The organism is Streptomyces sp. NPDC030893, from assembly GCF_055571535.1.
Genome location: NZ_JBVIFC010000014.1, coordinates 75,761 through 97,430, shown reverse-complemented (window position 1 = coordinate 97,430; position 21,670 = coordinate 75,761). Strand labels below are relative to the sequence as shown.

Sequence of the window (21,670 nt, the reverse complement as noted above, 5' to 3'; positions counted from 1 at the left end):
AGATGCACACCGACCGCACCTCCACCACCCGCTTCGCCGTACCCGTCGACGCCGCCCTCCGCACCGCCGGCTGGCAACCCGGACGCTGGGACATCAAGCAAGCCGAAATCTGGGCCGACACCCTCCGCGACCACACCTCACCCGCCGGACACCGCCACACCGTCTTCCCCGCCGCCGTCGAAGCCTGGGCCGAATTCGGCGGACTCCACATCACCCCCACCGGACCCGGCCGCCACATCGCCCCCGCAACCCTCCACCTCGACCCCCTCCACGGCCTCCACACCGCCCGCACCCTCGCCGACCTCGGCCGCGCCCTCGACACCCGGATCTGCCCCCTCGGCGCCGAAACCGACACCCAGGCACTCCTCGCCATCGACACCCAAGGCCGCGTCTACGCCCTCGACCACACCGGCGACTGGTACCTCGGCCCCACCATCGACCAAGGCATCACCACCCTCATCACCGGCATCCACCCCACACGCCTCACCGCCGGCTGACCCAAAGCCACCCCTACGGCGCCGGAATCACCGCCGACACCCGAAAACCCCCCGCATCCGTCGGCCCCGACACGAACACCCCACCCAAAGCCGACACCCGCTCCCGCATCCCCACCAAACCGTTCCCCCCCGACGGCAACCCCGCCGACACCTCCCCCGCCACCGGCGGCGGCTCGTTCTCCACCTGCATCGCGATCTCCGACACCCGGTACGCCAGACGCACATACGTCTTCGCACCCACCGCATGCTTGTGGACGTTCGTCAACGCCTCCTGCACCACCCGATACGCCGTCGACTCCACCTCCGGCGCACACGCACGACTCTCCCCCACCACCGACAGATCCACGACCATCCCCGCAGCCGCCGACTGCCCCACCAACTCCTCGATCTCCGACAGACACGGCCCCTCACCCGCACCCGCGCCCGCACCCTCACCCACCGCCCGCGACGCCGCAGCCGCAGCAGCGGCCCCCACCGCCGCCAACGGCACCGACACCCGCTCCGGCCGCCGCCCCGCACCCCCACCGGACCGCAACACCCCGAGCATCTCCCGCAACTCCGTCAACGCCTGCCGGCCCATGTCCCCCACCAGCGCCGCGTTCCTCACCGCCTTCTCCGGATCCTTCCGCGCCACCGCCTGCAACGCCGCAGCATGCACCACCATCAGACTCACCCGATGCGCCACCACGTCATGCATCTCACGCGCGATCCGCGTCCGCTCCTCACCCCGCGCCCACTCCGCCCGCTCCTCGGCCCGCTCCGCCAGCAACTGAAGCTCCCGCTCCAGACTGTCCGCCCGCTCCCGCAGACTCTCCATCAACCGCCGCCGCGCCCCCACATACAGCCCCAGCAACAACGGCGGAACCGTCGCCACCAACGCCGTCGTGATCGACGCGAACGGCACGATCCAGTCCCCGACGTCCACGCCCTCCCGCGCGATGTCCTGCCGCAACCGCACGAACATCACGACGAGCACCCCCACCAACTGCATCCCGGCCAGCGAACCGATGATCCGCCGCGGCAGATCCGACGCCGCCAGCGAATACAGCCCCACGGTCCCCAGCACGAAACCCATCGACGCCGGCGTCACCGCGATCGCCACCAGCACCACCGCGATCGGCCACCTCCGCCGCACCAGCAGCACCGACCCCGCCAGCAGCCCGAACACGACCCCCACGGCCACCGGAATCCCGGCCGCCCACGCGAACGGGATCCCCTCGATCCCGCACTCCAGCGCGGACACCACCGCCAGGCCCACATCCAGCACGGCACCGCGCCGCCGGTCCCACCACCACGGCCCTCCCCGGGCCGTCACACGCTCTTCCCCCGTCGTGGTCATACACCCACCCTACGGGCGCCCCTCGCCCGACATCCGCAGAGTTTCCACCCCGAACCCCCACCACACGGGGTCACCGACCGGACACGGTACGACCCGAAATCCCTCGAACTGCTGAATCGGTCACTGTTCGACAACGGAAGGGGCCATTCCGGCCGGACGGTACGCATGTGACACATGCACCAGGCAAATACACCGACTTCGAAAGCCTCCGGGAACAGGCGGTGGCGCTGCGGCGGGCAGGACTGAGCCGACGCCAGATCCGCGACCGGCTCCACGTCGACAACAACGACATCCTCAACCGCCTCCTCCAGGGCGAGCCGCCTCCGGAATGGACCAAACGCCCCAACGCCAAGGACGACCTGCGGGAGAAGGCGAGGGAGCTCCGGCTCCAGGGCTGGACGTACGACCGGATCCAGGTGGAGCTGGGGTGCTCGAAGGGCTCGATCTCGCTGTGGGTACGGGACCTGCCCAAGCCGGAGCGCAAGCGCACTCGCGAGGAAGCCTCGGCGATCGCGAAGCGCGGCTGGGAAGCCACGCTGCGGCGGCGCGAGGAGGAACGGCAGCAGACAAAGGCGGCCGCCGCGAGTGAGATCGGCACAATGACCGACCGCGAACTCTTCATGGTCGGCGTGGCTCTCTACTGGGCCGAGGGCACGAAGGACAAGCCATACGCCAGGCGCGAGAACGTGCAGTTCGTCAATAGCGACCCCAACATGATCCAGCTCTACCTGGCTTGGCTTGACATGCTCGGCGTGGAACGGGAGCGCTTGAGGTGCCGCGTCATGATCCACACGACAGCTGATGTCGCGGACGCCGAGAGGTACTGGGCCGACTTGGTGGGCATCGACGTCGCCCAGTTCCAGCGGACCACGCTCAAGAAGCACAACCCCAAAACTGTCCGCCAAAACGTGGGCGAGAGCTACCGGGGTTGCCTGGTACTCACCGTCCTGCGCGGCGCCGAACTGTACCGCCGTATCGAAGGATGGTGGTCCGGGATGGTGGTGGCAGCCAAACAACGAACCCCGTAGGCTGAGCCCCGGCATTCCCGGGTTGCTCTGTCGGTAGGGGCGACTGGACTTTGAATCCAGGTAAGACGCAGGTTCGACTCCTGCCCCGGGAGCGCAGGTGCGGGCCCTGACTTCGAGGTCAGGGCCCGCACTCATGTCCCCCCACACCCGCCCCGGTATCCTGCGGATGTCCACCCCCTCCCCGAACAGCCGAAGGGCATCCCGTGAGCGCCAACCGCCCGGCAGCCGTCGTCGTCCTCGCAGCGGGTGAGGGCACCCGTATGAAGTCGGCCACACCGAAGGTTCTGCACGACATCTGTGGCCGTTCCCTGGTGGGCCACGTTCTCACCGCCGCCGGCGAGCTCGAGCCGGAGCAGCTGGTCGTCGTCGTGGGTCACGCCCGCGAGAAGGTGACCGCGCATCTCGCCGAGGTCGCCCCGGACGTGCGTACGGCCGTGCAGGCGGAGCAGAACGGCACGGGGCATGCGGTGCGGATGGGGCTGGAGGAGCTGGGCGGTTCCGTGGACGGGACCGTGGTCGTGGTGTGCGGTGACACCCCGCTGCTGACGGGGGAGACGTTGCGGCGGTTGTCCGCGACGCATTCGGCCGACGGCAACGCGGTGACGGTGCTGACGGCGGAGGTGCCGGACGCGACGGGGTACGGGCGGATCGTCCGGGACGGCTCCGGTGCCGTGACGGCGATCGTGGAGCACAAGGACGCGTCGGAGGAGGTGCGGGCGGTCCGGGAGATCAACTCGGGTGTGTTCGCGTTCGACGGTGCGTTGTTGGCGGACGCGTTGAAGAAGGTGCGTACGGACAACAGTCAGAGTGAGGAGTACCTGACGGATGTGCTGGGGATTCTGCGTGAGGCGGGGCACCGGGTGGGTGCGTCGGTGGCGGGGGATCACCGGGAGATCGCGGGGATCAACAACCGGGTGCAGTTGTCGGAGGCGCGGCGGATTCTGAACGACCGGTTGTTGACGGCGGCGATGTTGTCGGGCGTGACGGTCGTGGATCCGGCGTCGACGTGGGTGGATGCGACGGTGACGTTCGAGCGGGACGCGGTCGTGCATCCGGGGACGCAGTTGCATGGTGTGACGCATCTCGCGGAGGGGGCTGAGGTGGGTCCGAACACGCGGTTGACGGATACGCGTGTGGGTGCGGGTGCGCGGGTGGACAACACGGTGGCGGTGGGTGCCGAGGTGGGTCCTGAGGCGTCGGTGGGTCCGTTCGCGTATTTGCGTCCGGGGACGCGGTTGGCGCGTAGGGGCAAGATCGGTACGTATGTGGAGACGAAGAACGCGTCGATCGGTGAGGGGACGAAGGTTCCGCATCTGTCGTATGTGGGTGATGCGACGATCGGCGAGTTTTCGAACATCGGTGCGGCGAGTGTGTTCGTCAACTATGACGGGGAGCACAAGCACCACACGACGGTCGGCTCGCATTGCAAGACGGGTTCGGACAACATGTTTGTGGCACCTGTCACGATCGGGGACGGCGCTTACACGGCTGCCGGCTCGGTGATCACGAAGGATGTGCCGCCCGGTTCGTTGGCTGTGGCCCGTGGTCAGCAGCGGAATATCGAGGGCTGGGTGGCTCGTAAGCGTCCGGGGAGTGCTGCGGCGCGGGCCGCGGAGGAGGCTTCCCGGGAGTCGGCCGAGGAGGGCTGACCGGATTTCGCCGGTCCGGAGACGGCGTACCGTGATAAGTGCACATCTGCACCCCCACCTGCTGCGACACCTCTGAGGAGAACGTGCTGTGACCGGGATCAAGACGACCGGCGAGAAGAAGATGATGCTCTTCTCCGGCCGCGCCCACCCCGAGCTTGCCGAGGAGGTCGCCCGTCAGTTGGGGGTCGAAGTCGTCCCGACGAAGGCGTTCGACTTCGCCAATGGTGAGATCTATGTGCGGTATCAGGAGTCGGCTCGTGGTGCCGACTGTTTCCTGATCCAGAGCCACACTGCTCCGATCAACAAGTGGATCATGGAGCAGTTGATCATGATCGATGCGCTGAAGCGTGCGTCGGCGCGGTCGATCACGGTGATCGTGCCGTTCTACGGTTATGCGCGGCAGGACAAGAAGCACCGGGGCCGTGAGCCGATCTCGGCGCGGCTGATCGCGGATCTGATGAAGACGGCGGGCGCGACGCGGCTGCTGGCGGTGGATCTGCACACGGATCAGATCCAGGGTTTCTTCGACGGTCCGGTGGATCACCTGTTCGCGTTGCCGCTGCTGGCGGACTACGTGGGCGCGAAGGTGGACCGTTCGAAGCTGACGGTGGTGTCTCCGGACGCGGGTCGTGTGCGGGTGGCGGACCGCTGGTGCGACCGGCTGGGTGCTCCGCTGGCGATCGTGCACAAGCGGCGTGACAAGGACGTGGCGAACCAGGTCACCGTGCACGAGGTGGTCGGTGAGGTGAAGGGCCGCGTGTGTGTGCTGGTGGACGACATGATCGACACGGGTGGCACGATCTGTGCGGCGGCGGACGCGTTGTACGCGCATGGTGCGGAGGACGTCATCGTGACGGCGACGCACGGTGTGCTGTCGGGTCCGGCGGCGGACCGGTTGAAGAATTCGCGGGTGAGTGAGTTCGTGTTCACGGACACGCTGCCGACGCCGGCGGAGCTGAGTGAGTCGCTGGACAAGATCACGGTGCTGTCGATCGCGCCGACGATCGCGCGTGCGGCGCGTGAGGTGTTCCAGGACGGTTCGGTGACCAGCCTGTTCGACGAGCAGTAAGGGTTCTGCGGTCGGGCGTCCGTACGGGTGTCGTTGATCGTTTTGGGTGCGGCCTCCTGGTCCGAGTAGACTGCTCGAGTTGCTCGGCGAGGGAGGCCGCACCGCTTCGTTTGGAAGCTCGTACGGTGCTCCGTTATCGACGCGCTCTTCGTAGCAGGCCGTTCGTGGCCGGGTGACCACGTCCGTTTCTGACTTCGAGGAGTGAGCATGTCCGAGGTGAAGATCTCCGCCGCGACGCGCACCGAGTTCGGCAAGGGTGCCGCGCGCCGTATCCGTCGTGAGAACAACGTTCCGGGTGTCGTGTACGAGCACGGTCTCGAGCCGCTGCACGTGACGCTGCCGGGTCACGAGCTGCTGCTGGCGCTGCGTACGCCGAACGTGCTGATCGAGCTGGTCATCGACGGCAAGGAGACGCAGCTGGCGATTCCGAAGGCCGTGCAGCGTGACCCGCTGAAGGGTTTCCTGGAGCACGTGGACCTGCTGAAGGTGAAGCGTGGCGAGCGCGTCCAGGTGGAGATCCCGGTGAACGCCGAGGGTGAGCTGGCTCCGGGCGGCAACCTGCTGGAGCACGTGCTCCCGGCGCTGCCGGTGGAGGCCGAGGCGACGAACATCCCCGAGGGTGTGACCGTTTCCATCCAGGGTCTGGAGGCCGGTGCGGCCATCCTGGCCAAGGACATCGAGCTGCCCGCGGGTGCGAAGCTGGCCGTCGAGGAGGACACGGTCGTTCTCCAGGTGCTGGCCGCGCAGGCGGAGGAGACCACTGAGGACGAGGACGAGGCCGCGCAGGCCTGATCGTTCTCCGGAGTCGTCGTTTCGTCGGCCGCTGTTCCCTTGTGGGGCAGCGGCCGACGTGTATGGAGTCGCGTGTGCGTGGATGCGGGCGGCGCGGGTGAAGGAGGCGTGGGTGTGACGACGGATGCGGCGGGTGCGGCGGGGCCGTGGCTGGTGGTGGGGCTGGGCAATCCCGGGCCGGGGTATGCGATGAACCGGCACAATGTGGGGTTCATGGTGGCGGATCTGCTGGCGGAGCGGATGGGCGGCCGGTTCAAGCGGGCGGGTAAGGCGCAGGCTCAGGTGGTGGAGGGTCGTGTCGGTCCTCCGGGTCCGGTGGGCCGGCGGGTGGTGCTGGTGAAGCCGATGTCGTACATGAATCTGTCGGGCGGTCCGGTGAACGCGTTGCGGGACTTCTACAAGGTGCCGGCGGAGCGGGTGGTGGCGGTCCATGACGAGTTGGACATCGACTTCGGGACGCTGCGGCTGAAGCTGGGGGGCGGGGACAACGGTCACAACGGGCTGAAGTCGCTGACGGGTGCGTTCGGGCGGGACTATCACCGGGTGCGGTTCGGGATCGGGCGGCCGCCGGGGCGGATGCCGGTGGCGGATTTCGTGCTGAGGGATTTCTCCTCGGTGGAGCGCAAGGAGCTGGATTACTTCGTGGACCGTGCGGCGGACGCGGTGGAGTGTCTGGTGCTGGAGGGTCTGGAGCGGGCGCAGGGGACGTACAACTCGTGAGGGGTTGAGGGGGCTTCGGGTCGGGTTGTGGGGGTTGCCCGCCCACCCGGAGTTGACCGACTGCGATGTCATGGCCAAGGATCTCGGCCATGCCTTCTGCGGCCCGCTCTCCCCGTCGCGCCTCCCCCCGTCGCGTCTCCTCCGGTGGTTCCGCCGCCGTGCTGCGTTTCGGCCGGTTCGCGGCGATGGGCACGGTCACGGCGCTGATCCTGATCGCGGGGGTGTGGGCGTCGTGGGGTACGGCGCAGCACGCGATGCTGACGGCGGGGCGTGAGCGGGGCACGGTCGTGGTGACCGGGTGCGCGCGGGACGCGTGCACGGGGCCGTACACGCCGTTGTCGCCGGGTTCGCAGCCGCGTGCGGAGGTCGTGCTGGAGGACTCGGTGGCCGTGGAGAAGGGCCGCACGTACACGGTGGTGCTGAAGCCGGGCGGTGCGGAGGGGGTCCGTTCGGGGCCGGCCGGGATTCTCTACGCGTGGGTGCCGCTGGGTGGTGCGCTGCTGCTCGCGTCGGTGGTCGTGGCGGGGGGTCTGCTGCGGACGCGGGTGGCCTGGGTGATGGCGCTGTCGGGGGCGGCGCTGCTCACGGCGGCTTTCCTGGTGGTGTGAGGCCGAAAGGGGGCGCCCGGCTCGTACGAGTCGGGCGCCCCCTTTCGGCTGTTCGGGTCAGCCGGTGTTGCGCAGGCCGGCCGCGACTCCGTTGACGGTGAGCAGCAGGGCGCGGGAGAGCAGCGGGTCGGGCTGTTCGTCGGCGGTGGTGGTGTCGCGCTGGCGCTTGAGGAGGGCCACCTGGAGGTAGGAGATGGGGTCCAGGTAGGCGTCGCGGATGGTGAAGGTCTGCTTGAGGACCGGGTCGGCGTCGAGGAGTTCCGTCTCGCCGGTGACGCGCAGGACCTCGGCGACGGTCAGTTCGTGTTCGGCCTTGATGGTGTCGAAGACGTGCTTGAGTTCGTCGGGGACGAGGGTGTCGACGTAGTGCTGGGCGATGCGCAGGTCGGTCTTGGCGAGGGTCATCTCGACGTTGGAGATGAAGTTGCGGAAGAAGTGCCACTGCTGGTGCATCTCGTCGAGGACGGTGTCGAGTCCGGCGTCGCGCAGTGCCTTGAGGCCGGAGCCGACGCCGAACCAGCCGGGGACGATCTGCCGGGACTGGGTCCAGCCGAACACCCAGGGGATGGCGCGCAGTCCGTCGAGGGAGACGCCGGAGCCGGGGCGGCGGGAGGGCCGTGAGCCGAGGTGGAGGTCGGCGAGCTGGTCGACGGGGGTGGAGGCGAGGAAGTACGTCGGCAGGTCGGGGTCCTCGACGAGCCTGCGGTAGGCGGTGTGGGCGGCGTCGGAGACCAGGTCCATGGCGGCGTCCCAGCGGGCGAGGGCCTCGTCGGACTGGCGGGGTGCGGTGTGCAGGGCGGACGCCTGGAGGGTGGCGGCGACGGTCAGTTCCAGGTTTTCCCTGGCCAGTGACGGGATGAGGTACTTGTCGGAGATGACCTCGCCCTGTTCGGTGACCTTGATCTCGCCTTCGAGGGTGCCCCAGGGCTGGGCGAGGATGGCGTCGTGGGTGGGGCCGCCGCCGCGGCCGACGGTGCCGCCGCGGCCGTGGAAGAGGCGCAGCCGTACGCCGTAGCGGTGGGCGACGTCGCGCAGGCGGCGCTGGGCGCGGTGGATCTCCCACTGGCTGGTGGTGATGCCGCCGAACTTGGAGGAGTCGGAGTAGCCGAGCATGACCTCCTGGACGTCGCCGCGCAGGGCGACGAGGCGCCGGTAGGAGGGGTCGGCGAGCATGTCCTCGAGGATGGTGTCGGCGGCCTTGAGTTCCTCCGTCGTCTCCAGCAGCGGGACGATGCCGATCTTCGCCCAGCCGGCGTGGAGGTCGATGAGTCCGGCTTCCCTGGCCAGTACGGCGGCGGCGAAGACGTCGTCGGCGCCCTGGCACATGGAGATGATGTACGACTCGACGACTTCGGGTCCGAAGACGGCGAGGGCGCGCTTGACGGTCTGGAAGACGCCGAGGGTCTTCTCGCCGGCGTCGTCGACGGGTGCGGGGGTGGGGGCGAGCGGGCGCCTGCTGCGGAGTTCCTTGGCGAGGAGCTTGGAGCGGTAGTCGCGGGGCATGTCGGCGTAGCGCCAGGATTCCTCGCCGAGGCGGTCGAACAGCTGGCCGAGGGCGTGGTGGTGGGCGTCGGCGTGTTCGCGGACGTCCATGGTGGCGAGCTGGAGGCCGAAGGCGGCGAGGGTGCGGATGGTGCGGGCGAGGCGTCCGTCGGCGAAGAGGCCGCCGCGGTGTTCGCGCAGGGAGGCCTGGATGATGCGCAGGTCGGTGAGGAGTTCGCCGGTGCCGAGGTAGTCGCGGCCGGGCTCGTGGGGGGTGCCCTTGGCGAGGCGGAGCTTGGTGTTCTCCAGCTTCTGGCGGATGCAGGTGGCCTTGAGCCGGTAGGGCTCCTCGGCGTTGAGGCGCTTGTAGCGGGGGCTGATCTCGGGGAGGGCGTCGAGGTCGGCCTGGAGGGAGGTGAGGAGTTCCTCCGTCGCGCCGGCGTAGCGGATGGAGTTGGAGAGGAAGCCGCGCAGTTCGTCGATCATCTCCAGGGCGTCGTTGATGCCGTGTTCGTGCTGGAGGATGAGGACGTCCCAGGTGACCTGGGGGGTGACGTTGGGGTTGCCGTCGCGGTCGCCGCCGATCCAGGTGCCGAAGGTGAGGGGGCGGGTGTCGTCGGGGAGGTGGACGCCGACGCGCTCCAGTTCGGCGGTGAGGTCCTCGAGGACGTCGCCGACGGCGCCGGCGTGGAGTTCGTCGAGGTAGTAGATGGCGTTGCGGGCCTCGTCGGCGGGTTCGGGGCGGACGACGCGGAGTTCGTCGGTCTGCCAGACGAGGTCGATGTTCTCGGCGAGGCGGGTGTCGAGGCGGCGCCGGTCGGAGGCGATGACGGGGGTGTCGAGGAGGGCGGCGATCCGGCGGAGCTTGTTGAGGACGGAGCGGCGGGCGGCCTCGGTGGGGTGGGCGGTGAAGACGGGGCGCACGTTGAGGTGGCGCACGGTCTCGCGCAGGTGTTCGGGGTCGGCGTCCTTGAGGCGGTCGGCGGTGCGGGAGAGCAGTCCGCCCTCGGCGGCGCGGCGGGCGCGCAGTTCGCGGCCGCGGTGCACCTGTTCGGTGACGTTGGCGAGGTGGAAGTAGGTGGAGAAGGCGCGGACCAGCTTGGCGGCGGTCTGGAGTTCGGTGCCGCGCAGCAGCTCGGCCGCGGCCTCGCCGTCCTCACGGGTGAGTCGGCGTACCTTCTCGACGAGGTCGAGCAGTTCCGGGCCTTCCTGGCGGACGAGGGTCTCTCCCAGGAGATCGCCCAGTCGGCGGATGTCGGCACGCAGCTCGCTGCTCGTGGTCGCCGTGGATACGGTCTGGTCGTCGGCACTGCTCACAGGTGCGGCTCCTTGCAGTGTTGAAGCTGGTCTGGAGGGAACCCTGACGTGGCGCCGTGCGGCGTGCGCCGCTTACGGGCCGGGCGTCCGGGAAGTAATCAGAGCGGACCGCGCTGTCCGACCGGGTTCCAGGATAGGTGTCGACCCGGACGCGCAGGGCCACGGGCTCTTGCCGCCGGGCGACGCACTGCCATACTTACGTTGCCGTAGGTTACGGAACCGTAGGGAAGGCTGTGTTTCCGGCGGCCGCGGCACCACCCTCCCGTCCACATACCCCACAGGGGACACGCATGACCTCACGCTCCGATGTGCTCGACGACGCCCCGAAGCAACCCCGGTCCGACGACGCAGTGCCCTCCGCCACGCTCGGCGGGGAGCGCAAGCGGTCCATCGAGCAGATCACGCTGCTGCTCTTCATCACGGTCCCGTTCCTGGCGCTGGTGGCGGCGGTGCCGCTGGCGTGGGGGTGGGGGGTGAGCTGGCTGGACCTGGGTCTGCTGGTCTTCTTCTACTTCCTCGGGTGCCATGGCATCACGATCGGTTTCCACCGTCATTTCACGCACGGTTCGTTCAAGGCGAAGCGGCCGCTGAAGATCGCGCTGGCGATCGCCGGGTCCATGGCGGTGGAGGGCCCGCTGGTGCGGTGGGTGGCCGATCACCGCAAGCATCACAAGTTCTCCGACGCGGAGGGCGACCCGCATTCGCCGTGGCGGTACGGGGAGACGGTTCCGGCGCTGATGAAGGGCCTGTGGTGGGCGCACATCGGCTGGATGTTCGACGAGGAGCAGACCCCGCAGGACAAGTACGCGCCGGACCTGATCAAGGACAGGACGCTGCGCGCGATCTCCCGGCAGTTCATCCTGTGGACGGCGCTGTCGCTGGCGCTGCCGGCGCTGATCGGCGGCCTGGTCACCCTGTCCTGGTGGGGTGCGTTCACGGGCTTCTTCTGGGGTTCGCTCGTCCGGGTGGCGCTGCTGCACCACGTGACGTGGTCGATCAACTCGATCTGCCACGCGGTCGGCAAGCGCCCGTTCAAGTCGCGGGACCGTTCGGGCAACGTGTGGTGGCTGGCGGTCCTGTCGTGCGGTGAGTCCTGGCACAACCTGCACCACGCCGACCCGACGTCGGCGCGGCACGGTGTGGAGCGGGGGCAGCTGGATTCCTCGGCCCGGCTGATCCGCTGGTTCGAGCAGCTGGGCTGGGCGTACGACGTGCGGTGGCCGTCACGCTCGCGTATCGATTCGCGCCGCAACATCGCGGAAGACGACGCCCGGCGCGGGAAGGAACCCGTCGAGGCGGCATGATGGTCGCCGTGGCGACCGACTCCAGCAGCACTCCCAGCAACGACAAGCCGCGGCGTGCGCGCCGCACCCGGATGACCGGTGCGGAGCGCCGCCAGCAACTGCTGGAGATCGGCCGCACCCTGTTCGCGGCGAAGGGCTTCGAGGGCACGTCGGTGGAGGAGATCGCGGCGAAGGCCGGGGTCTCCAAGCCGGTGGTGTACGAGCACTTCGGCGGCAAGGAGGGCCTGTACGCGGTGGTGGTGGACCGCGAGATGCGGCGCCTGCTGGACATGGTGACCGGTTCGCTGACGGCCGGTCACCCCCGTGAGCTGTGCGAGCAGGCGGCGTTCGCGCTCCTTGACTACATCGAGGAGTACACGGACGGTTTCCGCATCCTGGTCCGGGACTCCCCCATCCCCCAGTCGACGGGTTCCTTCGCCTCCCTGATCTCGGACATCGCCACCCAGGTGGAGGACATCCTGGGCCGCGAGTTCAAGTCCCGCGGCTTCGACCCGAAGCTTGCCCCGCTGTACGCGCAGGCCCTGGTCGGGATGGTCGCCCTGACGGGCCAGTGGTGGCTGGACGTGCGCCGCCCGAAGAAGGCGGAGGTGGCCGCGCACCTGGTCAACCTGGCCTGGCACGGCCTGGACGGCCTGGAACCGAAGCCTCGGTTGATAGGTCACCGGAAGAGTTAGCCGGCAGCACACAAGGTTCATCTTGTGTAATCTTTCGCCCATGACTGAGATCACGATCAGCGCAGCCCGTGCCCAGCTCGGCGACCTCGTCCGTCGCGCCTCCCATGGCCGCGAGACCATCGCGCTCACGGACCACGGGCACGTGGCCGCACTGCTCGTATCTCCGCAGGTGATAGAGGATCTGGAAGACGCCTTGGCGCTCGCCGACCATGAGCGCCGTAAGGCTGCGGGCACCCTTGGTGAAGGTGTCTCGCACGAAGAGGTCGGACGCATGCTGGGGCTGCGTCCGTGAGTTACCGCATCTTCTGGGAGCCCAACGCCACCGACGCTGCCGTACGGTTTCTTCGCGACGACCCGTCCGGGCTGGCCGCTGTGTACGAGGCCGTCGACACCCTTGCGAAGGATCCCCGCCCTGCCAACTCCGTCGCCTACGGACCGACGGCCCGCCGTTTGCGCGTTGACGACTACCGCGTGCTCTACGTCATCGACGACGACGTAATCCACATCCTCGTCACCCATCTGGGGCGCACCCCCTGAGTCACTCCGCTTTGACGGCGACCGCGAAGACGCGGCGGAAGGGGAACGGGGTGCCGTGGGGGCCGGGCGGGTAGGCGGCGCGCAGGGCCGTCCGGTATTCGGCGACGAAGGCGTCCCGGGCCTCCGGGTCGTCCGCGAGGGCGGTGAGGACGGGACGCAGACCCGTGCCCTTGACCCAGTCGAGGACGGGATCGTCCCCCGTCAGCAGGTGCACGTACGTCGTCTCCCAGACGTCGGTCGTGCAGCCGAGGGCGGTCAGGTGCTCCAGGTAGGCCTCCGGCCGGAGTACGGCGTCTTCGTGGCGCAGGACGCCGGACAGGCGGGCGCGCCGGCGCGGGGTGGCGGCCAGTTCGCGCATCAGCAGGTGGCTGGGGGCGTCGAAGTTGCCGGGGACCTGGAAGGCGAGGGTGCCGCCGGGGGCGAGCCCTTCGACCCAGTCGCGGAACCGGTCGGCGTGCCCCGGCACCCACTGCAGGGTGGCGTTGCTGACGATCAGGTCGTACGTCCCGTCCGGCGTCCAGGTGCGGACGTCGGCGTGGGCGAAGTCGAGTCCGCCGCCCTGGTGGTCGGCGCGGGCCCGCTCGAGCATCTCGGGCGAGTTGTCGTAGCCGGTGATGCGGGCGGTGGGCCAGCGGTGTGCGAGCAGGGCCGTGGCGTTGCCGGCGCCGCAGCCGAGGTCGGCGATGCGGGGCGGGTCCCCCGGCAGTTCCGGGACGCGGGCGAGCAGGTCGGTGAAGGGCCGGGTGCGGTGGCCGGCGTGGCGCAGGTACTGGGCGGGGTCCCAGGCAGGGGTCGCCGCGGACATGGGGCCTCCCGGTGACTGAACGGACGGGTACCCAGCGTCACCCACCACCCCTCTCGACGTCAAGAAACTCGACATCAAGAGACTTCACATCGACACAACCACTACACTGATCGTCATGGAGGACGAGGTCGATCGGCTGGTCGCAGCGTGGCGCCGGGAGCGCCCGGACCTCGACGTGGAACCGCTCGAGGTGCTCAGCCGGGTGAGCCGGCTGGCCCGGCACCTGGACCGGGCGCGCCGCCTCGCGTTCGCCGAGCACGGCCTGGAGTCCTGGGAGTTCGACGTCCTGACCGCGCTGCGCCGCGCGGGCACCCCGTACCAGCTCTCGCCGGGGCAGCTGCTGACCCAGACCCTGGTCACCTCGGGCACGATGACCAACCGTATCGACCGCCTCGCGAAGAAGGGCCTGGTCGAGCGGCTGCCCGATCCGAGCGACCGGCGCGGTGTCCTGGTCCGGCTCACGGACGAGGGGCGTGACCGCGCCGACCAGGCGCTGGCCGGGCTGCTGGCGCAGGAGCGGGCGATCCTCTCGGAGCTCACCCACGCCCAGCGCGCCGAACTGGCCGGTCTGCTACGCCAGTTGACCGCCCCGTTCGACAACATCCCCGGTTAGGTCGACGGGCCCGACACCCGCCCGCCGGGCGAGGGCCACCGCGGCCAGCGTGGAGTGCACGCCCAGCTTGCCGAGGACGTTCTGCATGTGGGTGCGCACGGTGTGCGGGGACAGATACAGGCGCTCGGCGACGGCCTTGCGCCCCAGCCCCGCGACCATGCACCGCAGCACCTCCCGCTCGCGCGGGGTCAGGGACTCCACGAGCTGTTCGCTCTCGGTGCGGTGCCGCCGGGCCGCGGTCAGCTCCCGCAGCACACCCGTGAGCAGCGCGGGCGGCAGATGCGTCTCGTCGCGCAGCACGCCCCGTATGACGGTGAGCAGCCGGTTCAGCGAGCAGTCCTTGGCGACCCAGCCGGAGGCGCCCGCCTGCAGGGCGAGCGCGGCCCGGGCCGGGTCGTCCTTCTCGGCGAGGACGACGGTCCGTACCTGCGGCTGCGCCGCGCGCACGCCCGTGACCAGCGCCATCCCGTCGACGAGCCCGTCCTCGTCACCGGCCTGCACGGGGACGGCCGGCCGGCCGCCGGGCACCTTGCCGCCCAGGTCGGCGTCGACGAGCAGGACGTCGTACCGCCGTCCCTCCATGGCCGCCCGCTCCAGGCAGCGCAGCGCGGCCGGGCCGCTGCCCGCCGCGGACACGTCGACGTCGGGCTCTGCGGCCAGCGCCGCGGCCAGTGACTCGGCGAAGATGCGATGGTCGTCGACGACCAGGACTCGAATGCGAACCACGAAACCCCCTTCCCCACGCTCTTCCCAGAGCAGGGGACTACCCCATCGTCACGGGACGACACCGGCGCGGTGACAGGCATCGAGATCCTGTTGCCCCGCCCGCTGCACGCGGGACGCGGCCGCCCCGCCCCCCGAACGGCACCGGCCCCCACCGGCGCTGCTCATCAGAGTACGGGCGAGGGCCGGGAGCGGAAGGAAATTTGCAGAACTGGCGGGCTCACGCGTTTATGGTGAGCCGCATGTTTCGTCTTGAGACAGAAGTCGACAAGGCCCGACGCGATCTGCTCCACCGACGGCTGAAGGCCACCAACACGGCGGCCTCACCGGTCCTGCGCGCCCTGCGCGGAACCCCGGACGAACGCGAAACCCCTTTGCACGTGTGGATGCTGACCGCGAACGGCGCACTGGCCGGCGGCCTGGTCGGCCACACCTGGACGGCCTGGCTGCACGTCACCTACCTCTGGGTCGACGCCCGCCACCGCGGCGCGGGCCTCGGCTCCCGCCTCCTCACGGAGGCGGAACGCCTCGCCACCACCCGCGGCTGCACGTCCTCCCGCGTGGAGACCTGGGACTTCCAGGCCCCGGACTTCTACCGCCGCCACGGCTACGAGATCGTCTGCGTCATCCCCGACTACCCGCCGGGCATCACGGAGTACACCCTGACGAAGCGGCTGGCCTGAGACTCAGCGCAGCCGCCGGGCCCCCGCCGAAGGCACCGCCTCGAACACCCGGGGCGAGGTGAAGCCGGCCGCCGCGAAGGCCTCCTCGACCGCCTTCGTGACGGCGGGGACGTCGGCCTCCTCCGTCAGGACGATCGCCGAGCCGCCGAAGCCGCCGCCGGTCATCCGGGCGCCGAGGGCGCCCGCGGCCACCGCCGTCTCCACCACCAGGTCCAGCTCCGGGCAGGAGACGCGGAAGTCGTCGCGCAGGGAGGCGTGGCCCTCGACCAGGACCGGGCCGATGGCGCGGGTGTCGCCCGACTCCAGGAGGGCGACGACCCGTTCGACCCGGGCGTCCTCCGTCACCACGTGACGGACCAGCCGGCGGACCTCCTCCTCGTCGCCGAGCCGCTCCAGCGCCGCGTCCAGTCCGCCGTACGGTACGTCCCTGAGCGCGTCCACGCCGAGCAGGGCCGCGCCCTTCTCGCAGCCCGCGCGGCGCTTGCCGTACTCGCCCTCGCTGTGGCTGTGCTCGACCCGGGTGTCGACGACGAGCAGGCGCATGCCCTCGGCGGCCAGGTCGAAGGGGATCTGCCGCCGGGAGAGGTCGCGGGTGTCGAGAAAGAGGGCGTGGCCGTTCTCGCAGCAGGCCGAGGCGGTCTGGTCCATGATGCCGACCGGGGCGCCGACGTAGACGTTCTCCGCGCGCTGGCACAGCCGGGCCAACTGCCCGCCGGACAGGCCCAGTCCGTACAGGTCGTTCAGGGCCAGCGCGACCACGACCTCCAGGGCGGCCGACGAGGACAGGCCCGCGCCCGCCGGGACGGTCGAGGCGAGGTGGATGTCGGCGCCGGTGACCGGGTGCCCGGCCTCCCGCAGTGCCCAGACCACGCCCGCCGGGTAGGCGGTCCACCGCTTGTCGGTGCCGGGGGCGAGGGCGTCCACCGTCAGTTCGGCGACGGGGGTGTCCACGTCGTCGGAGTGCAGCCGCAGTACACCGTCCTCGCGCCGGGACACGGCCGCGACGGCGGTGTGCGGGAGGGCGAACGGCATGACGAAGCCGTCGTTGTAGTCGGTGTGCTCGCCGATGAGGTTGACCCGGCCCGGCGCCGCCCACACCCCTTCCGGCGCGGTCCCGTAGAGCCGCTCGAACCGCTCGGCGACGGACCCGCTGGTCTCGCTCATGCCCTGCTCCCTGCCCCTTCGCTGCCTGCTACTCGGCGTACTGCTGTGCGAACCGCCACGCGTCCGCGACGATCTCGGCGAGGTCCGCGCGCGTCGGCTTCCAGCCGAGCTTCTCGCGGGCCGTGTCGGCCGACGCCACCAGGACCGCCGGGTCGCCGCCCCGGCGCGCCGCCACGATCTCGGGGACCGGGTGCCCGGTGACCCGGCGGACCGTCTCGACGACCTCGCGGACGGAGAAGCCGTTGCCGTTGCCGAGGTTGCAGATCAGGTGCTCGCCGGGCACGGCGGCCTTCAGGGCGAGCAGATGGGCCTCGGCGAGGTCGGCGACGTGGATGTAGTCGCGTACGCAGGTGCCGTCGGGCGTCGGGTAGTCGTCGCCGTAGACGGAGATCGCCTCGCGCCGCCCCCGGGCCACCTGGAGCACGAGCGGGATGAGGTGCGACTCGGGGTCGTGGCGCTCGCCGTACCGCCCGTACGCGCCGGCCACGTTGAAGTAGCGCAGGGAGACGGCGCCCAGGCCGTGGGCCTTCGCCTCGCCGGTGATCATGTGGTCGACGGCGAGTTTCGAGGCGCCGTACGGGCTGGTGGGGCTGGTCGGGGCGGACTCGGGGATCGGCACCTGCTCGGGTTCGCCGTACGTCGCGGCGGTGGAGGAGAACACCAGCCGGCGCACACCGGCCCGCCGCATCGCGGCGAGCAGGGCCATGGTGCCGCCGACGTTGTTGTCCCAGTACTTCTCGGGCTTCACCACCGACTCGCCGACCTGGGAGAAGGCGGCGAAGTGCAGCACGCCGTCGAACGAGGAATCCAGCCATTCGGCGGCATCACGGATGTCGCCCTCGATGAACGACGCGCCGGCCGGAACCCCTTCCCGGAACCCGGTGGAGAGGTCGTCGAGCACGACGACCTCGTGTCCGGCCTCGATCAGGTGCTGGGCGACCACACTGCCGACATATCCCGCACCCCCGGTGACCAGGTACTTCCCGCTCATGAACTCGCTACCTCCCGCAGTCGCTCGGCCGCGCGCTCCGGCGGCACGTCGTTGATGAACACGTTCATGCCGGACTCGGAACCCGCGAGGAACTTCAGCTTGCCGGAGGTGCGGCGGATGGTGAAAAGCTCCAGATGGAGCGCGAAGTCGTCCCGCGTGACGCCGTCGGACTCCGCAGGCGCGCCGAACGGCGCCTGGTGCCAGGCCGCGATGTACGGCGTGGGGGGCTCACCTTCGCCGAAGATCCGGTCGAAGCGCCTCAAGAGTTCCAGATACACCTGTGGGAACTCCGTGCGCGCCGCCTCGTCCAGTCCGAGCAGGTCGGGCACCCGGCGCCGTGGATACAGGTGGACCTCGTAGGGCCAGTGCGCTGCGTACGGCACGAAGGCCACCCAGTGTTCACCCTCGAGGACGATCCGCCGGTCCGCCAGTTCACGCTCCAGCACGGCGTCGAACAGGTTCTCCCCGCCCGTGGCCTCCTTGTGTGCGGCCACTTGGCGCAGCGTCAGGGCGGTGCGTGGGGTGGTGAAGGGGTAGGCGTAGATCTGCCCGTGCGGGTGCTGGAGGGTGACGCCGATCTCCGCCCCCCGGTTCTCGAAGCAGAAGACCTGTTCGACGGAGGGCAGATGCGACAGCTCGGACGTGCGGTCGGTCCAGGCGTCCAGCACCAGCCGCGCCTGCCGTTCGCTCAGATCCGCGAAGGAGGCGTCGTGGTCGGAGGTGAAGCAGACGACTTCGCACCTGCCCGCATCGCCCGCCAGCGAGGGGAAGCGGTTCTCGAAGACCACCACGTCGTACGACGTGTCGGGGACCTCGCTGAGCCGCTCGCCCTCCGAGGGGCACAGCGGGCACTCGTCGGCCGGCGGATGGTACGTCCGCCCCTGGCGGTGGGAGGCGATGGCGACGGAGTCGCCCAGCAGCGGGTCGCGGCGGATCTCGGAGGTGGTGACGGTGGGGTCCAGCGGACGGCGGTCCACGGCGTCCCGCACGGTGTCGTCGGCGAGGTCGTAGTAGATGAGCTCGCGGCCGTCGGCCAGCCGGGTCGACGTCTTCTTCACAGCCGTACTCCTCCGCACCCACCCATCACCCAACACAACCGAACATAACACATCACAACTCACCAGAGAGCGGCCCTCATCACCACCGAACAAAGAACATCACCGAAAGTGTTCAGTCACTGAACACGGAGGCGTAGGTTCCGCACTGGATCAGTTCGCGAACGAAGCGAGTGTGTATGCAAACCCCCACATACCTGTCCGCCGAGCTTCGACTCCCCACCAACTGGCTGGACTACACGATCCTCGGGATCTACTTCGTCGTCGTGCTGGGCATCGGCTTCGCCGCCCGCCGCTCCGTCAGAACCAGCCTCGACTTCTTCCTCTCGGGCCGCTCCCTGCCCGCCTGGGTCACCGGTCTGGCCTTCATCGCGGCCAACCTCGGCGCCACCGAGATCCTCGGCATGGCCGCCAACAGCGCCCAGTACGGCGTCTACACGACCCACTGGTACTGGATCGGCGCCATCCCCGCGATGGTGTTCCTGGGCCTGGTGATGATGCCGTTCTACTACGGCAGCAAGGTCCGCTCCGTCCCCGAGTTCCTGCTGCTGCGCTTCGACAAGGCGGCCCACCTGCTCAGCGCGGTCCTCTTCGCGGCCGCCGCCATCCTGATCGCCGGCGTCAACCTCTACGCCCTCGCGATCGTCGTGGAGGCCCTCCTCGGCTGGCCGCAGTGGGTGGCGATCGTCGTCGCCGGCTTCTTCGTCCTGGCCTACATCACCCTGGGCGGCCTGTCCTCGGCGATCTACAACGAGGTCCTGCAGTTCTTCGTCATCCTGGCCGCGCTCATCCCCATCACCGTGCTCGGCCTGAAGAGCGTCGGCGGCTGGGACGGCCTGTCCGACTCCCTCACCGAGTCACGCGGCGGCGACTTCATGACCGCCTGGGGCGGCACCGGCATCGGCAGCGACAACCCGCTCGGCGCGAACTGGCTGACCATCGTCCTCGGCCTCGGCTTCGTCCTCTCCTTCGGCTACTGGACGACCAACTTCGCCGAGGTGCAGCGCGCCCTGTCCGCGAAGAACCTCTCCGCGGCCCAGCGCACCCCGCTCATCGCGGCCTTCCCGAAGATCTTCATCGTGTTCCTCGTGATGATCCCGGGCCTGGTGGCGGCCGTCCTGGTCCCGCAGATCGGCACCGGCGACTCCGACCTCCAGTACAACGACGCCATCCCCTACCTGATGCAGCAGCTCCTGCCCAACGGCGTCCTGGGCATCGCCGTCACCGGCCTGCTCGCCGCGTTCATGGCGGGCATGGCGGCGAACGTCTCGTCCTTCAACACCGTCTTCACCGCCGACATCTGGCAGAAGTACGTCGTCAGGCACCGCGAGGACGAGTACTACGTCCGCTTCGGCCGCCTGATCACCGCGATCGGCGTGCTCGCCTCCATCGGCACGGCGTTCCTGGCCAGCTCCTTCTCCAACATCATGGCCTACCTCCAGACGCTGTTCTCCTTCTTCAACGTGCCGATGTTCGTCGTCTTCATCATCGGCATGTTCTGGAAGCGGGCGTCGATGAAGTCCGGCTTCTGGGGGCTGATCGCCGGCACCACCGCCGCGATGGTCAACTACTTCGTCATCTACAAGCAGGGCATCATCGACATCCCCACCGACCAGGGAGCCAACTTCGTCTCCGCGATCGCGGGGTTCGTCGCGGGAGCGGTGGTCATGGTCGCCGTATCCCTCTTCACCGCGCCCAAGCCCGCCGGGGAACTCCAGGGGCTGGTCTACGGCACGCGCTCCCCCGGTATGGCGGAGCCGCCCGCGGAGGGCGACGACGCGTGGTACCGCAAGCCGGCGCTGCTCGGCTGGGGTGCGGTGATTCTGGCTGCCGCCTGCTACATCCCGTTCTCGTTCTGAACGCGGGAGGATTGAGGGACCATGTCCGAGCACCACTCCGAGCGTGATCTTCAGCAGGAGATCACCGAGCTGGAGACCAAGTCCGTCACGGCCGCCCGGTTGTTCGACATCCGTCGGATCATCGGGGGGTTGTTCGTGGTGTACGGGGTGATCGTCATGATCGCCGGGTTCACCGCGTCCGATGCGGACATCGACAAGGCGGAGGGGGTCAACATCAACCTGTGGACGGGGTTGGGGATGCTGATCCTCGGGCTGCTGTTCCTGCTGTGGCTGCACCTCCGCCCGGTGGCTCCGCCGGTGCCGCGGGGTGACGGGGAGTCGCCTGAGCGGGGGTGAGGGCGGGGGCTGTGCAGCCCGGTGCGGGGTGGGTGCCCCGGCGTCGGTGGGCTGTGCAGCCCGGCGCTTCATCGGGTGCCCGGCGTCGATGCTGGGCGGGGGGTGGCGGCGCAGCCCGGCGCCCACGGGGTGCCGTCGCGCCCACCCGTGCCGCCCCAGCGGCACGACTGCCCGCGGAGCGCGGAGGAGTGGCACGACTGCCCGCGGATCGCGCGGGGGAGCGGCAGACTGCCCTCGGAGAGCGGCGGGCGGAGAAGTGGCCGTGGGCTGCCTGCGGGCGCGTACGGCGGCCGGGGTGGACGGCGTGGTGCGGCAGTGGTCGCGCGCGGCGGGAAGGGGACGGGGCGGGGGTGGTCGCCCGCAGCGACTGGCGCGTCCGCGCCCCGAACCCCTACCAGCCGGCCTATTCCGCGCCAGTCCGAGGA

22 protein-coding genes and 1 tRNA gene are annotated in these 21,670 nt (G+C 69.7%); 16 read left to right on the top strand and 7 right to left on the bottom strand.

The window, feature by feature from the left end:
- Positions 1–2: 2 nt before the first annotated feature.
- A complete protein-coding gene (locus ACZ434_RS24645) occupies positions 3–497 on the top strand; it encodes an SUKH-3 domain-containing protein (RefSeq protein WP_468459338.1) in 495 nt (164 codons plus the stop codon).
- Between the two features lie 13 nt (positions 498–510).
- Here ACZ434_RS24645 and ACZ434_RS24640 read toward each other — a convergent pair whose 3' ends face one another.
- Positions 511–1,836: a sensor histidine kinase gene (locus tag ACZ434_RS24640; protein ID WP_468459336.1), complete on the bottom strand. Its 1,326-nt coding sequence runs from the start codon at positions 1,834–1,836 to the stop codon at positions 511–513.
- A gap of 167 nt (positions 1,837–2,003) precedes the next feature.
- Between ACZ434_RS24640 and ACZ434_RS24635 the strand changes: the two genes are divergently transcribed.
- From ACZ434_RS24635 to ACZ434_RS24605, 7 genes are all read left to right on the top strand, one after another.
- Positions 2,004–2,864, top strand: a complete 861-nt coding sequence (locus ACZ434_RS24635) for a hypothetical protein (RefSeq protein ID WP_468459334.1) — start codon at positions 2,004–2,006, stop codon at positions 2,862–2,864.
- Positions 2,865–2,879: 15 nt separating this feature from the next.
- Positions 2,880–2,956: transfer RNA gene (locus tag ACZ434_RS24630), tRNA-Gln, on the top strand.
- A gap of 111 nt (positions 2,957–3,067) precedes the next feature.
- Positions 3,068–4,513, top strand: a complete 1,446-nt coding sequence (gene glmU, locus ACZ434_RS24625; protein ID WP_468459332.1) for a bifunctional UDP-N-acetylglucosamine diphosphorylase/glucosamine-1-phosphate N-acetyltransferase GlmU — start codon at positions 3,068–3,070, stop codon at positions 4,511–4,513.
- An 88-nt stretch (positions 4,514–4,601) separates the two neighbouring features.
- Positions 4,602–5,582 (top strand): ribose-phosphate diphosphokinase, encoded by a 981-nt coding sequence (locus tag ACZ434_RS24620; protein ID WP_468459330.1) that lies wholly within the window; start codon positions 4,602–4,604, stop codon positions 5,580–5,582.
- A 207-nt stretch (positions 5,583–5,789) separates the two neighbouring features.
- Positions 5,790–6,374: a 50S ribosomal protein L25/general stress protein Ctc gene (locus ACZ434_RS24615; protein WP_468459328.1), complete on the top strand. Its 585-nt coding sequence runs from the start codon at positions 5,790–5,792 to the stop codon at positions 6,372–6,374.
- 108 nt (positions 6,375–6,482) lie between these two features.
- On the top strand, positions 6,483–7,094 hold the full coding sequence (gene pth / locus ACZ434_RS24610) for an aminoacyl-tRNA hydrolase (protein ID WP_468459326.1): 612 nt from the start codon (positions 6,483–6,485) through the stop codon (positions 7,092–7,094).
- 89 nt (positions 7,095–7,183) lie between these two features.
- The gene (locus tag ACZ434_RS24605; protein WP_468459324.1) at positions 7,184–7,702 is read left to right on the top strand and encodes a hypothetical protein; all 519 of its coding nucleotides are present in this window, start codon (positions 7,184–7,186) and stop codon (positions 7,700–7,702) included.
- Between the two features lie 57 nt (positions 7,703–7,759).
- Here ACZ434_RS24605 and ppc read toward each other — a convergent pair whose 3' ends face one another.
- Positions 7,760–10,501 (bottom strand): phosphoenolpyruvate carboxylase, encoded by a 2,742-nt coding sequence (gene ppc / locus ACZ434_RS24600; protein ID WP_468459322.1) that lies wholly within the window; start codon positions 10,499–10,501, stop codon positions 7,760–7,762.
- A gap of 290 nt (positions 10,502–10,791) precedes the next feature.
- On the opposite strand from ppc, the gene ACZ434_RS24595 reads away from it, so the two are divergent.
- Genes ACZ434_RS24595 through ACZ434_RS24580 form a run of 4 tightly spaced genes read left to right on the top strand, consistent with a single transcriptional unit; the run spans position 10,792 to position 13,016 of the window.
- Positions 10,792–11,805 (top strand): acyl-CoA desaturase, encoded by a 1,014-nt coding sequence (locus ACZ434_RS24595; RefSeq protein WP_468459321.1) that lies wholly within the window; start codon positions 10,792–10,794, stop codon positions 11,803–11,805.
- Positions 11,802–12,479 (top strand): TetR family transcriptional regulator, encoded by a 678-nt coding sequence (locus tag ACZ434_RS24590; RefSeq protein WP_385046569.1) that lies wholly within the window; start codon positions 11,802–11,804, stop codon positions 12,477–12,479. The genes ACZ434_RS24595 and ACZ434_RS24590 overlap by 4 nt, the downstream gene beginning before the upstream one ends.
- 40 nt (positions 12,480–12,519) lie before the next feature.
- The gene (locus ACZ434_RS24585) at positions 12,520–12,771 is read left to right on the top strand and encodes a type II toxin-antitoxin system Phd/YefM family antitoxin (RefSeq protein WP_468459318.1); all 252 of its coding nucleotides are present in this window, start codon (positions 12,520–12,522) and stop codon (positions 12,769–12,771) included.
- Positions 12,768–13,016, top strand: coding sequence for a type II toxin-antitoxin system RelE family toxin (locus ACZ434_RS24580; protein ID WP_468459316.1), 249 nt, complete (start codon positions 12,768–12,770; stop codon positions 13,014–13,016). The genes ACZ434_RS24585 and ACZ434_RS24580 overlap by 4 nt, the downstream gene beginning before the upstream one ends.
- A gap of 1 nt (position 13,017) precedes the next feature.
- Here ACZ434_RS24580 and ACZ434_RS24575 read toward each other — a convergent pair whose 3' ends face one another.
- Positions 13,018–13,821: a trans-aconitate 2-methyltransferase gene (locus tag ACZ434_RS24575; RefSeq protein WP_468459314.1), complete on the bottom strand. Its 804-nt coding sequence runs from the start codon at positions 13,819–13,821 to the stop codon at positions 13,018–13,020.
- 115 nt (positions 13,822–13,936) lie between these two features.
- Here ACZ434_RS24575 and tamR point away from each other — a divergent pair, with 115 nt between their 5' ends.
- Complete coding sequence (gene tamR, locus ACZ434_RS24570; RefSeq protein WP_468459312.1) at positions 13,937–14,434, top strand: MarR family transcriptional regulator TamR; 498 nt, start codon at positions 13,937–13,939, stop codon at positions 14,432–14,434.
- On the opposite strand, the gene ACZ434_RS24565 is transcribed toward tamR, so the two are convergent.
- A complete protein-coding gene (locus tag ACZ434_RS24565; protein ID WP_468459310.1) occupies positions 14,393–15,160 on the bottom strand; it encodes a LuxR C-terminal-related transcriptional regulator in 768 nt (255 codons plus the stop codon). The genes tamR and ACZ434_RS24565 overlap by 42 nt on opposite strands.
- A 227-nt stretch (positions 15,161–15,387) precedes the next feature.
- On the opposite strand from ACZ434_RS24565, the gene ACZ434_RS24560 reads away from it, so the two are divergent.
- Positions 15,388–15,840, top strand: coding sequence for a GNAT family N-acetyltransferase (locus tag ACZ434_RS24560; protein WP_468459308.1), 453 nt, complete (start codon positions 15,388–15,390; stop codon positions 15,838–15,840).
- Between the two features lie 3 nt (positions 15,841–15,843).
- Here ACZ434_RS24560 and galK read toward each other — a convergent pair whose 3' ends face one another.
- From galK to galT, 3 genes are read right to left on the bottom strand one after another with little or no spacing between them, the layout of a single operon-like run.
- A complete protein-coding gene (gene galK, locus ACZ434_RS24555) occupies positions 15,844–17,004 on the bottom strand; it encodes a galactokinase (RefSeq protein ID WP_468459306.1) in 1,161 nt (386 codons plus the stop codon).
- 28 nt (positions 17,005–17,032) lie between these two features.
- Positions 17,033–17,995 carry a UDP-glucose 4-epimerase GalE gene (gene galE, locus ACZ434_RS24550; RefSeq protein ID WP_468459304.1) on the bottom strand — a complete coding sequence of 321 codons (963 nt, stop codon included), beginning with the start codon at positions 17,993–17,995 and terminating at the stop codon, positions 17,033–17,035.
- Positions 17,992–19,053 (bottom strand): galactose-1-phosphate uridylyltransferase, encoded by a 1,062-nt coding sequence (galT, locus tag ACZ434_RS24545; protein ID WP_468459302.1) that lies wholly within the window; start codon positions 19,051–19,053, stop codon positions 17,992–17,994. The genes galE and galT overlap by 4 nt, the downstream gene beginning before the upstream one ends.
- A 176-nt stretch (positions 19,054–19,229) precedes the next feature.
- Between galT and ACZ434_RS24540 the strand changes: the two genes are divergently transcribed.
- Both ACZ434_RS24540 and ACZ434_RS24535 read left to right on the top strand, forming a co-directional pair.
- Positions 19,230–20,909 (top strand): sodium:solute symporter family protein, encoded by a 1,680-nt coding sequence (locus ACZ434_RS24540; RefSeq protein ID WP_468459300.1) that lies wholly within the window; start codon positions 19,230–19,232, stop codon positions 20,907–20,909.
- A gap of 21 nt (positions 20,910–20,930) precedes the next feature.
- Entirely contained in the window at positions 20,931–21,245 is a 315-nt protein-coding gene (locus ACZ434_RS24535; RefSeq protein ID WP_468459298.1) for a hypothetical protein, read from the top strand.
- Positions 21,246–21,670: the final 425 nt, after the last annotated feature.

What these genes read in the sequence shown, in the direction of transcription:
- ACZ434_RS24645 (WP_468459338.1), top strand. Translation starts at nt 3, where the DNA reads ATGCACACCGACCGCACCTCCACCACCCGCTTCGCCGTACCCGTCGAC.
- ACZ434_RS24640 (WP_468459336.1), bottom strand. Translation starts at nt 1,836, where the DNA reads ATGACCACGACGGGGGAAGAGCGTGTGACGGCCCGGGGAGGGCCGTGG.
- ACZ434_RS24615 (WP_468459328.1), top strand. Translation starts at nt 5,790, where the DNA reads ATGTCCGAGGTGAAGATCTCCGCCGCGACGCGCACCGAGTTCGGCAAG.
- ACZ434_RS24605 (WP_468459324.1), top strand. Translation starts at nt 7,184, where the DNA reads ATGCCTTCTGCGGCCCGCTCTCCCCGTCGCGCCTCCCCCCGTCGCGTC.
- ACZ434_RS24595 (WP_468459321.1), top strand. Translation starts at nt 10,792, where the DNA reads ATGACCTCACGCTCCGATGTGCTCGACGACGCCCCGAAGCAACCCCGG.
- ACZ434_RS24590 (WP_385046569.1), top strand. Translation starts at nt 11,802, where the DNA reads ATGATGGTCGCCGTGGCGACCGACTCCAGCAGCACTCCCAGCAACGAC.
- ACZ434_RS24585 (WP_468459318.1), top strand. Translation starts at nt 12,520, where the DNA reads ATGACTGAGATCACGATCAGCGCAGCCCGTGCCCAGCTCGGCGACCTC.
- ACZ434_RS24575 (WP_468459314.1), bottom strand. Translation starts at nt 13,821, where the DNA reads ATGTCCGCGGCGACCCCTGCCTGGGACCCCGCCCAGTACCTGCGCCAC.
- tamR (WP_468459312.1), top strand. Translation starts at nt 13,937, where the DNA reads ATGGAGGACGAGGTCGATCGGCTGGTCGCAGCGTGGCGCCGGGAGCGC.
- ACZ434_RS24560 (WP_468459308.1), top strand. Translation starts at nt 15,388, where the DNA reads ATGGTGAGCCGCATGTTTCGTCTTGAGACAGAAGTCGACAAGGCCCGA.
- galK (WP_468459306.1), bottom strand. Translation starts at nt 17,004, where the DNA reads ATGAGCGAGACCAGCGGGTCCGTCGCCGAGCGGTTCGAGCGGCTCTAC.
- galE (WP_468459304.1), bottom strand. Translation starts at nt 17,995, where the DNA reads ATGAGCGGGAAGTACCTGGTCACCGGGGGTGCGGGATATGTCGGCAGT.
- ACZ434_RS24540 (WP_468459300.1), top strand. Translation starts at nt 19,230, where the DNA reads ATGCAAACCCCCACATACCTGTCCGCCGAGCTTCGACTCCCCACCAAC.
- ACZ434_RS24535 (WP_468459298.1), top strand. Translation starts at nt 20,931, where the DNA reads ATGTCCGAGCACCACTCCGAGCGTGATCTTCAGCAGGAGATCACCGAG.